The 11,759-nt window shown below is 69.5% G+C and carries 10 protein-coding genes and 2 pseudogenes; 7 read left to right on the top strand and 5 right to left on the bottom strand.

Going from position 1 to position 11,759, the window contains the following annotated elements; translation table 11 throughout:
* From Q2100_RS25215 to rfbA, 7 genes and pseudogenes are all read left to right on the top strand, one after another.
* A pseudogene (locus tag Q2100_RS25215) lies at nt 1-438 on the top strand (DUF7159 family protein); the annotation flags it as partial.
* 88 nt (nt 439-526) lie between these two features.
* On the top strand, nt 527-1,867 hold the full coding sequence (locus tag Q2100_RS25210; RefSeq protein WP_302916255.1) for a UDP-glucose dehydrogenase family protein: 1,341 nt from the start codon (nt 527-529) through the stop codon (nt 1,865-1,867).
* 11 nt (nt 1,868-1,878) lie between these two features.
* Complete coding sequence (locus Q2100_RS25205) at nt 1,879-2,205, top strand: DUF1330 domain-containing protein (protein ID WP_302916254.1); 327 nt, start codon at nt 1,879-1,881, stop codon at nt 2,203-2,205.
* Entirely contained in the window at nt 2,202-3,533 is a 1,332-nt protein-coding gene (locus tag Q2100_RS25200; protein ID WP_302916253.1) for a cytochrome P450, read from the top strand. Before Q2100_RS25205 ends, Q2100_RS25200 begins: the two co-directional genes overlap by 4 nt.
* 1 nt (nt 3,534) lies before the next feature.
* Nucleotides 3,535-4,278, top strand: a complete 744-nt coding sequence (locus Q2100_RS25195; protein WP_302916252.1) for a maleylpyruvate isomerase family mycothiol-dependent enzyme — start codon at nt 3,535-3,537, stop codon at nt 4,276-4,278.
* Between the two features lie 66 nt (nt 4,279-4,344).
* Nucleotides 4,345-4,710 (top strand): nuclear transport factor 2 family protein, encoded by a 366-nt coding sequence (locus tag Q2100_RS25190; protein WP_269894742.1) that lies wholly within the window; start codon nt 4,345-4,347, stop codon nt 4,708-4,710.
* 12 nt (nt 4,711-4,722) lie between these two features.
* Nucleotides 4,723-5,586 (top strand): glucose-1-phosphate thymidylyltransferase RfbA, encoded by an 864-nt coding sequence (rfbA, locus tag Q2100_RS25185; RefSeq protein ID WP_302916251.1) that lies wholly within the window; start codon nt 4,723-4,725, stop codon nt 5,584-5,586.
* On the opposite strand, the gene Q2100_RS25180 is transcribed toward rfbA, so the two are convergent.
* The 5 genes and pseudogenes from Q2100_RS25180 to Q2100_RS25160 all read right to left on the bottom strand — a co-directional run.
* Nucleotides 5,540-6,835 (bottom strand): YibE/F family protein, encoded by a 1,296-nt coding sequence (locus tag Q2100_RS25180; protein WP_302916250.1) that lies wholly within the window; start codon nt 6,833-6,835, stop codon nt 5,540-5,542. The two genes, rfbA and Q2100_RS25180, sit on opposite strands and share 47 nt — an antisense overlap.
* 30 nt (nt 6,836-6,865) lie before the next feature.
* Complete coding sequence (locus Q2100_RS25175) at nt 6,866-8,149, bottom strand: pyridoxal phosphate-dependent aminotransferase (RefSeq protein ID WP_407667689.1); 1,284 nt, start codon at nt 8,147-8,149, stop codon at nt 6,866-6,868.
* A gap of 85 nt (nt 8,150-8,234) precedes the next feature.
* Nucleotides 8,235-9,902, bottom strand: coding sequence for a Na/Pi cotransporter family protein (locus Q2100_RS25170; protein ID WP_302916249.1), 1,668 nt, complete (start codon nt 9,900-9,902; stop codon nt 8,235-8,237).
* Between the two features lie 57 nt (nt 9,903-9,959).
* Nucleotides 9,960-11,102: a phosphate ABC transporter substrate-binding protein PstS gene (pstS, locus tag Q2100_RS25165; protein ID WP_302916248.1), complete on the bottom strand. Its 1,143-nt coding sequence runs from the start codon at nt 11,100-11,102 to the stop codon at nt 9,960-9,962.
* A gap of 152 nt (nt 11,103-11,254) precedes the next feature.
* Nucleotides 11,255-11,759: pseudogene (locus Q2100_RS25160) on the bottom strand (Fe-S oxidoreductase); the annotation flags it as partial.

The following is an 11,759-nucleotide window of genomic DNA, read 5'->3' as shown; positions in this document are numbered from 1 at the left end:
GCCCCCGCGCCGGTGATCGCGCCGCCGGCGGTCCTGCCGCCGCCCGTCGTCGTCTATCCGCGCCCGCGCTACCCGGTCTTCCAGCCGCCGCGCGTCTACGACCCGCCCAAGTCGCCGTGGACGCCGCCGTGGACGCCCCCGTGGCAGAACGACGATCCGCCGAGAGGTGGCTCGGACTGGCCGCAGACGCCTCAGCAGCCGCAATACCCGCAATATCCGCAGTACCCGCAGGTGCCGCAGACGCCGAGGCAGCCGTCGTTCCCGTTCCCGGGCTCCGGGTCGGACTCGGGCAGCCGGGGTGACTACGGGGACTCCGGATCCCGCGGCCGCGGTGACTACGGCGACTCGGACGGCGACCGCGGGTCCTCGGGCCGGGACCGCGGATCCTCCGGCGGCAACGGCGGTTCGCCGTTCTGGCCGTTCCCGTCCCTGGGCTGACCGGGCACCGTCTGTTCGTCACCCGATGTTGGGCTGCCGCTCAGTGTCGCGTAGCAGTCAGCTCATCGCACCGGCATATCCAGGCAGTATGCGATGCACTGTGTTCGGCACCGGATACCTCGGCGCGACCCATGCGGCCGGGATGGCGGCACTCGGCCACGAGGTGATCGGTGTCGACATCGACCCCGGCAAGGTGGCCAAGCTGGCGGCGGGCGACATCCCGTTCTACGAGCCCGGACTGGCGGAACTGCTCAACGAGAACCTGGCGGCCGGCCGGCTGCAGTTCACCACCGACTACGAGCTGGCCGCCGATTTCGCCGACGTGCACTTCCTCGGCGTCGGCACCCCGCAGAAGAAGGGCGAGTACGGCGCCGACCTGCGGCACGTCCACGCCGTCATCGACAGCCTGGTGCCGCGGTTGCGCCGGTCCGCCGTGATCGTCGGCAAGTCGACCGTGCCGGTGGGCACCGCCGCCGACCTCGCCGAGCGGGCCCGCGGCCTGGCCCCCGACGGTGTCGACGTCGAGGTGGCCTGGAACCCCGAGTTCCTCCGCGAAGGCTTCGCCGTGCAGGACACCCTGCACCCCGACCGCATCGTGCTTGGTGTGCAACGTGATTCGGTGCGGGCCGAAGCGGAGGTGCGCGAGCTCTACGGACCGATCCTCGCTGACGACGTGCCGTTCCTGCTCACCGACCTGCAGACCGCGGAACTGGTCAAGGTGTCGGCCAACGCCTTTCTGGCCACCAAGATCTCGTTCATCAACGCCATCTCCGAGGTGTGTGAGGCCGTCGACGGCGACGTCACGCTGCTGGCCGACGCGCTGGGGTACGACCCGCGCATCGGGCGCCGGTTCCTCAACGCCGGCCTGGGTTTCGGCGGCGGCTGCCTGCCCAAGGACATCCGCGCCTTCATGGCCCGCGCCGGCGAACTGGGCGCCAACCACGCGCTGACGTTCCTGCGCGAGGTGGACAGCATCAACATGCGGCGCCGCACCCGGATGGTGGAACTCGCCACGACCGCCTGCGGCGGATCGCTGCTCGGGGCCAACGTCGCCGTCCTCGGTGCGGCCTTCAAGCCGGAGTCCGACGACGTGCGCGACTCCCCGGCACTCAACGTCGCCGGCCTGTTGCAGCTCAACGGGGCGACGGTGAACGTCTACGACCCCAAGGCGATGGAGAACTCGCAGCGGGTGTTCCCGACGCTGAACTACTCGACGTCGGTGGTGGAGGCCTGTGACCGCGCCGACGCGGTGCTGGTCCTCACGGAATGGCCCGAGTTCGTCGAGCTCGACCCGGCCGAGCTGGCCGCCACCGTCCGGGCGAGAGTCATTGTCGACGGCCGCAATTGCCTCGATTCGGAGCGGTGGCGCGCCGCCGGCTGGCGGGTCTACGCGCTGGGCCGGCGCGTCGCGGAACCGCCCGCGGCGTAGCGTCGGGGTGTATGACGGTCTACGCGCTCAACCTGTTCGACGTCGCGAACGCCGACGAGTACCGGGCCTACTCCAAGCGCTCCCCGCAGGAGGTGGCCGCGCACGGTGGCCGGGTCGTGGCGCTCGGCAAGTTCCGGGAATCGATGATCGGTGACCTCGAGCCGCGCCAGGTGCTGATCCTCGTCGAGTGGGACTCCCGGGAGGCCTTCGAGAGCTATCGCGACGACCCCGCGCTGGCCGACCTGCACGCCCACCGTGAGAACGGCACGTCGTCCTATATCTGGCATCTGTTCGACCGGTTGGACGACCTGCGACCCGTGCTCGGACTCGACACATGAGCGCCGACCTCAGACAACGCATCCGGTGGGTGGCCCTGCACGGCGTGATCCGCGGGCTGTCGACGCTCGCGGCGCGGCGCGGCGACCCACAGGCCCGCCTGATCGCCGACCCGTCCGTCCGGGAGAACCCGGCCGCCTTCGCCGACGAACTGCGGCCGAGGGGCCCCGTCATCCGCGGCCGGGCCGCACTGCTGACGTTCGACCATGCCGTCATCACCGACCTGTTGCGCAACGACGACTTCCGCACCGTGCCGCAGGGCAGCAATCTGCCCGCACCGCAGCAGTGGATCACCAGGAAGACCGAGACCGGTCTGATGCACCCGATCCAGCCGCCGTCCCTGCTGTCGATCGAGCCGCCCGACCACACCCGGTGCCGCAAGCTGGTGTCGTCGGTGTTCACGGCCAGAGCAGTTGGCGCACTTCGGGACTCGGTGCAGCAGCGGGCCGACGCACTGCTCGACGACCTGGCGGGCTCCGGCAGCGACGTCGTCGACGTGGTGCAGAGCTACTGCGCCCAGCTGCCGGTCGCCGTCATCAGCGACATCCTCGGCGTCCACGAACGCGACCGGCCGCAGATCCTGCGCTTCGGCGAACTGGGCGCGCCCAGCCTCGACATCGGGCTGTCCTGGCAGCAGTACCGGCAGGTGCACCAGGGCATCGTCGGGTTCAACACCTGGCTGCGCGAGCACCTGAAGGAGCTGCGCCGCAACCCCGGCGACGACCTGATGAGCCAGCTGATCCGGGCCAGCGCGGCCGCCGACCCCGAGAACCGGCTCAGTGAGCCCGAACTCGAGGCGCTGGCGGGTCTGGTGCTGGCCGCGGGCTTCGAGACGACGGTGAACCTGCTGGGCAACGGCATCCGGCTGCTGTTGGACACGCCGGAGCACCTCGACACCCTCGCCGCGCGCCCGGAACTGTGGCCGACCGCGGTGGAGGAGATCCTGCGGCTCGACCCGCCGGTGCAGATGACGGCAAGGTCCGCGCGCAGGGACGTCGAGGTGGCGGGCACCGCGCTGCGCCGCGGCGAGACCATCGTGCTGCACCTGGCCGGGGCGAACCGCGACCCGGCGGTGTTCACCGATCCGCACCGGTTCGACATCGAGCGCGACAACGCGGGCAGGCACCTGTCGTTCTCCGGTGGCAGGCACTTCTGCCTCGGCGCCGCACTGGCCCGGGTCGAGGGGGAGGTCGGCCTGCGGACGTTCTTCGAGCGATTCCCCGGCGCGCGGCTGGCCGGCGAAGGCAGTCGCCGCGACACCAGGGTGCTGCGGGGGTGGTCGACTCTGCCGATCGCACTCGGCACGGCGCGTGCGGCGCTAAGTTCGTGACGTGGACTTCCGCGCCGCCCTGCTCGAGCAGACCGACGCCTTCGGCACGGTGATCGCCACCGGCGATCCCGACACGCCGGTGCCCACCTGTCCTGACTGGACCCTGACGCATCTGTTCCGGCATGTCGGCCGCGGAAACCGTTGGGCCGCACAGATCATCGCCGACCGGCGCAGCGACGCCCTCGACCCGCGCGAGGTGCGCGACGGAAAGCCGCCGGCCGATCCCGACGCGGCACTCGACTGGCTCAACGGCGGCGCGCAGATGATCGTCGACGCGGTGGACCGGGTGGGCAGTGCCAGGGTGTGGACATTCGCCGGACCGCGGCCGGCCGGCTGGTGGATCCGGCGCCGCCTGCACGAGGTGCTCGTGCACCGGGCCGACGCGGCACTGGCCGTCGGCGGCGTCTTCGAGGTGCCCGCCGACCTCGCCGCCGATGCGATCAGCGAATGGGTGGAGCTGATGGCCAACCCGAAGCTGATCACCGACGCGCTCGACCGCGGGCAGACGATGCACCTGCACGCCACCGACATCGGCCTCGGCGTCACCGGCGAGTGGACCGTCGTGCACGACGAGGAGGGCATCTCGTGGTCGCACAGCCACGGCAAAGGCGATGTGGCCCTGCGTGGTCCGGCCCGGGACCTGTTGCTGGCCGTCACGCGGCGCCGGACGGCCACCGAACTCGGCCTCCAGGTGTTCGGCGAGACCGCGGTGTGGGACACCTGGTTGCAGCGCACGCAGTTCTGAACCGGGACGGCCCAGGCGCCAGGTCGACGAGTTCATCGGCGACGCGCCGTAGGCTACCGTGCGAGCATGACCACTTCCGAGATCGCGACGGTGTTGGCCTGGCACGACGCGCTCAACGAGCAGGACTTCGACACCCTGGTCGCGCTGTCGAGCGACGACATCGAGGTGGGCGACGCCGGCGGCGCCCGCCAGGGCCACGCCGCGCTGCTCGACTGGGCGCGATCGGCGGGCATCACCGCCGAACCCGGGAAGCTCTACGTGCGCGACGGCGTTGTCGTCGTCGAACAGCGGGTCGCGGGGGCGCAGGGCAGCGGGGCCGCGGCGTCGGCGTTCCGCGTGGTCCACGACAAGGTCACGTCGGTGTTCCGGCACGACGACCTGGCGTCGGCGCTGGCTGCCACCGAGCTGACCGAAGAGGATCTGAGCGGCTAGGAAGGGCTTCGTGTGAAGGGCATCATCCTGGCCGGTGGATCGGGCACCAGGCTGCAACCGATCACGCTGGGCGCGAGCAAGCAGCTCATGCCCGTGTACGACAAGCCGATGATCTACTACCCGCTGTCGACCCTGATGATGGCGGGCATCCGGGACATCCTGGTGATCACCACCGCCGCGGATGCGCCCGCCTTCCACCGCCTGCTCGGCGACGGCTCCGCGTTCGGGATCGACATCACCTATGCCGTGCAGGACCGCCCCGACGGCCTCGCCCAGGCCTTCGTGATCGGTGCGTCGCACATCGGCTCCGACTCGGTGGCACTAGTGTTGGGCGACAACATCTTCTACGGTCCCGGCCTGGGCACCAACCTCAGCCGGTTCGCCGGGGTGAAGGGCGGGGCGATCTTCGCGTACTGGGTGGCCAACCCGTCCGATTACGGCGTGGTGGAGTTCGACGACAACGGCGTCGTGCTCTCGCTGGAGGAGAAGCCGGCCACCCCGAAATCCCACTACGCCGTTCCGGGGCTGTACTTCTACGACAACGACGTGATCGACATCGCCCGGTCACTGAAGCCGTCGGCGCGCGGGGAGTACGAGATCACCGAGGTCAGCCAGACCTACCTGGAGCAGGGCCGGCTGTCGGTGGAGGTGCTCGCGCGCGGCACGGCGTGGCTGGACACCGGCACCTTCGACTCGCTGCTCGACGCCGGCGATTTCGTCCGCACCATCGAGCGTCGCCAGGGCCTCAAGATCAGCGTGCCCGAGGAGATCGCGTGGCGCCTCGGCTTGATCGACGACGACGGTCTCGCCGCCCGCGGCCGCGAACTGCTCAAGTCCGGCTACGGCGCCTACCTGCTGGAACTGCTGGAGCGGTAGGCGTCGCCAGCACGGCCGCTATGCCGGTGGTCAGCGGCACCGACAGCGCGAGTGCGATCCCGCCGACCGCGGAGCGGGCGATCTCGATGGCGACACTCTCACTGGTCAGCACGTCGCCGAGGGCGCGATTGGCGACGCTGAACAACAGCAGCAGCGGCAGCGCGCTGCCTGCGTAGGCCAGCACCAGGGTGTAGACGGTGCTGGCGATGTGATCGCGACCGACCCGCATGGCGCCGACGAAGATCTTGCGCCTGGTCCGGCGGGCAGGAACGGAGTGACCGGGGGATAGTTTGGCGCCCTCCAGTTCGGCGAGCTCGAACACGGTGGACGCCTGCGTCACCGTCACGTCGTTGAGCACGCCGAGCGAACCGATGATGAAGCCGGCTAGCAGCAGGCCGGTGATCGACACGTTGCCCAGGTAGGCGGCCACCTCGTTGTTCTGGTCCTCCGACAGTCCGGTCAGGTGCGCGAGTTCGATTGCCAGCCAGGACAACAGCGCCGCCAGCAGCAGTGACGCCAGGGTGCCCAGCAGTGCCGCGCTGGTGCGCAGGCTGACGCCGTGGGCCAGGTAGATGACCGCGTACAGGATCGCCGCGGACGCCACCAGAGAGACCGGGATCGCCGACGCGCCGTCACGCAGCGCCGGCAACAGGAACACCACCAGGACCCCGAAGGCCACCACGATGCCGACCAGCGCCCGCAGTCCGCGCCACCGGGCAACGGCGACCACGACGATCGCGAACACCGCGGCCATCCCGAACAGCGGCCAGGCCCGCTCGTAGTCGTAGAACGAATAGGTGGTGGTGCCGCCCTGATCCACCTGGCGGCTGATGCGGATGTCGTCACCGGCCATCAGATTCGGCTGGCCCGGGCCGCCACTGAACTCCAGCAGGGTGTCGGCGCCCTTGTTCGGCCCCGAGTCGATGGACACCAGGGTCTGCACACATTCGGCGCCCTCGCCCTGCGCAGGCACCGGATCGGCGGTCAGCACGGCGCCGGCCGACGGGCTGCCGCAGGTGCCGAGGCTGGTGGACACCACATGGCCGCTCTCGGTGGTCACCGCGCCGCCCTGGGCGTTCTGGAAGGGCAGCGGGATGTCGACCTTCTGCTGGCTCGGCCACAGCAGTGCCGCGCTCGCGAGCACCGCGACACCGATCGCGATCAGCAGGCCGACGACGATCTTCGCCGCCAGCGGGCCCAGCGGGGCGGGCCCGCTCAGGGAATGGGAGTGGGCATGGGAGTGCGTCACCCGGTCAGGGTAGAGGGCGGTGCCGGCGACTCACTGCCGGTAGCTCACCAGGAAGTTGCCCAGCCGGTCGATCGCGTTGGCCAGGTCGCGCGCCCACGGCAGCGTCACGATGCGCAGGTGGTCGGGTGCCGGCCAGTTGAAGCCGGTGCCCTGGGTGACGAGGATCTTCTCCTGCAGCAGCAGGTCGAGCACCAACTGCTCGTCGTCGACGATGTCGTACACCTCGGGGTCCAGACGCGGGAACGCGTAGAGCGCGCCCCGCGGCTTCACGCACGACACACCGGGGATCTCGTTGAGCTTCTCCCACGCCACATCCCGCTGCTCGAGCAGCCGCCCGCCCGGCAGGACCAGGTCGTCGATGCTCTGATGGCCACCGAGGGCGACCTGGATGGCGTGCTGTGCGGGCACATTCGGGCACAGCCGCATGTTGGCGAGCAGGCTGATGCCCTCGATGAAGCTGGCCGCGTGCTCCTTCGGGCCGGTGATCACCAGCCAGCCGGCCCGGTAGCCGGCGACACGGTAAGCCTTCGACAACCCGTTGAACGTCAGTGTCAGCACGTCCGGCGCCACCGAGGCCATCGCGATGTGCTCGGCGTCGTCGTAGAGGATCTTGTCGTAGATCTCGTCGGCCAGCAGCAGCAGCTGGTGCCTGCGCGCCAGGTCCGCCATCTGCTCGAGGACCTCGCGGCTGTACACCGCGCCGGTCGGGTTGTTCGGGTTGATGACCACCAGCGCCTTGGTGCGGTCGGTGATCTTGGACTCCAGGTCGGCGATGTCGGGCTGCCAGCCCTGGGTCTCGTCGCAGATGTAGTGCACCGGGGTGCCGCCGGCCAGCGAGGTCGACGCTGTCCACAGCGGATAGTCCGGCGCCGGGATCAGCACCTGGTCGCCGTTGTCGAGCAGGGCCTGCAGCGTCATCGTGATCAGCTCGGAGACGCCGTTGCCGAGGTAGACGTCGTCGATGTCGAAGCGCGGGAAGCCGTCGACCAGTTCGTAGCGGGTGAACACCGCCCGGCGCGCGGGCATGATGCCCTTTGAGTCGGAGTAGCCCTGCGCGTACGGCAGCGCCGCGATGATGTCGCGCATGATGACGTCGGGCGCCTCGAAGCCGAACGGAGCGGGGTTGCCGATGTTCAGCTTGAGGATGCGATGGCCCTCGGCCTCCAGCCGGGAGGCGTGCTCGTGTACCGGGCCGCGGATCTCGTAGAGCACGTCCTGCAGCTTCGAGGACTGGTTGAACGTCCGCTGCCGCGGCGTGTGGCTGGTGTGCCACATCTTCTCGGCAGGCACCTGTTGGCTGGTCACGTCCTCCATGGTCGCATTGCCGTCCAGCGGATAAAGAATTGTGGAGTCGTAGCCGCGGTGAGCGCGGCTACGACTCCACAAATCACACAGACAGTCAGGCCTGGGCGAGCACGCTGGCCTGATCGCGGTCCACCGAGGCGCGTTCCTGGGCGATCCGGTCGATCAACGCCTCCGCCCGTTCCATCGACCCGAGGAGTGCGAGCAACGCCCCCTTCTCGGCGGCCGGGATGTCCTCGGCGTCGATCACCGTCCACCGCATCGCCTCGAACTCCGGGGCGTCGACCAGGGTCGCTCCGGCCGCAGAGGCGAGCCCGTCGACGTCGGGCACGCCCTCGAGCACCGACAGCTTCTTGTCGAGATGGTCGAGTCCCTTGTCGAGCACCTCCCGGCTGGCGGGGCTGAACGGCTCGCGCTGGATCCGCCTGGCGATCTGGTGCAGCGACTCGGTCAGCGAGCCGGTGAAATCGGCCTCCTCGATCATGCTGGCGACGAGGTCCATCTGCTCACGGGTGCGGTTGCCGTGGAACAGCTGCGCCGAATAGACCCGGATCTCGCGGTTGAGCGCGTCGATCGCCGCGGAGTGCTCGGCGGTCTTCTTCACGGTCTGCTTGCCCCGGGCGGTGTCGAGGAACAGTCTGCTTCCCTGCAGCGCGCGGGCCACCTCCTGGCGCATGGCGGGCACGGCGCGGTTGAAGTCGTCGAGCGCCTTGCGGTCCAGGTACTTCGGCAACGAGTAGTCCTCGACGTCGTCGCCCTTGTGTCCGATCCGCATCAGCACCCGCTCGAAGGTGCCGACGAACGGGAACAGGATGAGGACGTTGAAGATGTTGAAGAAGATCGAGAACAACCCGACCGCGACGGGCACCAACGGGAACGTCTCCTCCCCGTCCACGACCACCGGGCTTCCCGGGTCGCCGCCGAAGAATCCCATCACCCAGGTCAGTACCTGGATGGCGGGGAAGAACAGGACGAGGACGACGCAGACGCCGATGAAGTTGAAGGCGATGTGGGCGTAGGCCGTCCGTTTCGCGTTCTTGGACAGGTTGAGCGAGGCGATCCACGACGTGATGGTGGTGCCGAGGTCGGCGCCGATGGCGAAGGCGATCGCGGTCTTCCACTCCAGCACGCCGGAGGCGCCCAGGCCCATCACGATGCCGATGGTCGCCGACGACGAGTGGATCAGCGCGGTGATCAGCGCGGCGATGAGGGCACAGGAGACGACGCCGACGAACGACCCCGCGTCCAGGCTGGAGATGACGTTCATCACCTGCGGCATCTCGCGCAGTGGCTTGAGCCCGCCGGTCATCAGGTTGAGCCCGTAGAACACCAACGCAAAACCCATGCCGCACAGGGCGATCGCTCGTGCCTTGTCAGCCTTCGAGAAGACGTAGATCGAGGCGAAGATGCCCGCGAACAGCAGACCCAGCGGGCCGAGCGGCAGGGCGATCAAGCCGTTGCCCAGTGTGGTCCCGATGTTGGCGCCCATGATCACGCCGATGGCGCCGCGCAGCGCCAGCACCCCGGAGTTGACCAGCCCGACCGTCATCACCGTCATCGCGGTCGACGACTGGATGATCCCGGTGATCAGCGTTCCGGCGACCACGCCCTTGGCCGGATTGCCCGCCATCTTGCCCAGTAGGTCGCGCATCCGGTTCACCGACAGGGACTGGATGCCCCGTTCCATGAACTCCAGGCCCAGCAGGAATATGCCGAGCCCACCGACGACGGGGGCGATGATCTCCTTGAGGATGTCGACATCCACGATGTTCCTTCTTGACGCTGCTCAGGGTGGGGGTTGTGGGTTCGGGTGACGGGCGGGTCAGGCGTCGCTGGTGACCGTCTTCGCCATGTAGTTCTCGATCGACACCGCAGCCGCGTTCGGCATCGGGACGTAGCCGAGTTCTTCGGTGCCGCTGCCGAAGTCGTTGAGAAGGAAGCGCAGGTACCCGAGGGTGCGCTCGGTCTGCTGCTGGAATTCCGGATCGCGCTTGACCAGCACGTAGATGCCGACGGTAGCCGGGTACGCCGAGGTGGCGTCCGAAGTCCCCAGCGAGGCGGCGTAATCGTCCTTGCCGCTCCAGTCGTGGGAGGAGGCCGCCGCGAGGATGGCGTCGGCGCTCGGGCGAACGTAGTTCCCGGACTCGTTGGCCAGTGCGACCACGTCCAGACCTGCGCGCTGCGCCTGGCCGAACTCGACGTAGCCGATCGACCCGGCGTTGTCGCGCACCTGCTCGATCATGCCGCCGGTACGTTCCGCCCCGGTGCCCGTCGGCCAGTCGACCAGGGTGCCCGTGCCGGGTCCGGATTTCCACTGCGGACTGCCTGCGCTCAGGTAGCCGGTGAACCCCTTGGTCGACCCCGACCCGTCGCTGCGGTGCACCACGGTCACCGCCGAGTCAGCTAGCGGGACACCGGGATTCAGTGCGGCTATCTTCCGGTCGTTCCAGCGGGTGATCTCGCCGAGGTAGATGGCGGCCAGGGTGCCCGCGTCCAGGCGCAGGTCCCGACCGTCGGGCAGCTCGACGTTGTGCACCACCGCTATGGCGCCCAGTGCGATCGGGAACTGCGTGACGGCGAGTTGTTTCAGTCCGTCAGCCGTCAACGGGTAGTCGGAGACGGCGAAGTCGATCTCGGGATCGGACAGTCGCTGGATGCCGCCCATCGATCCGACGGGCTCGTAGTCGATGCCGTTGCCGTTGAGCACCCAGTCGTTGCCGGTCGCGCCGGGCCGCTCGGGGTCGTCGGCGGCCTGGGCGTCGCGAAAGGCGGTCGCGGACCGCTCGATCAGCGGCTGCGCCAGGGTGGAGCCCGCGCCCTGGATCTCCGTCTGCTGCCCGCGACCCGTCAGCAGCAGGGCGACGATCCCGACCGCCAGCAGGATGACCACGGGCAGGATGATGCTTCGCCAACGCGCTGCGGGTGTCCGCAGTACGGGAACGCCGTCGTCCGGGCTGCCCAGCATCCCACTCCTCGAGGTGGTCGGGAGACCGGACGTTCGCCACGGTCGGTGACGAAAGTGAAATGCCTACGTATGAACGGCTGGGGGCCCGCCGTCAATTAGCTGAAGAACGGCTCGTGTGCATTGGGCGCGAACGATTCTCGCTCGCGGTCTCCCTACCTCCGGCCGGGGCGGCGGGCGCCCTTGGCGATGCCCAGCCCCTTGACCGGCGGCTCGTCTCCGACGACACGGGCCTCCCCGTTGCCGGAGCCGTTCGTCGAGGGCGCCGGGGCGTCCTCGCTGTCCGTCGGCGCCTGGTCCGTCGGCTCGGGGGCGGTCTCGGGTTCCGGCTCGGGCGCCGCTTCGGGCTTCGACTCCGGCGCGCTCGGAGCAGCCTTCTTGGCGGGCGCCTTCTTCGCGCCGGGGCGGCGGGCGCCCGGGGCGATGCCCAGACCCTTGACCTCGGGCTCGGGCCGGGCGCCGGCCTCGTGCTCGGCGAGTCCACGATCCGAATCGGCGGTGTCGTCCGGCTCGGTGCCGGCCTCCACCTGATCCGGGTCGACGTTGGCGGGCTGCACGACCGTCGGCTCGCCCTCGTTCGGCGACACCTGCTTGGCGGGCGCCTTCTTCGCCCCCGGGCGGCGGGCGCCCGCGGCGAGGCCGAGGCCCTTCACCTCGGGC

The organism is Mycolicibacterium arseniciresistens (genome assembly GCF_030519285.1).
GTDB classification, from domain to species: domain Bacteria; phylum Actinomycetota; class Actinomycetes; order Mycobacteriales; family Mycobacteriaceae; genus Mycobacterium; species Mycobacterium arseniciresistens.
This window is presented reverse-complemented; position numbering and strand designations above follow the sequence as displayed.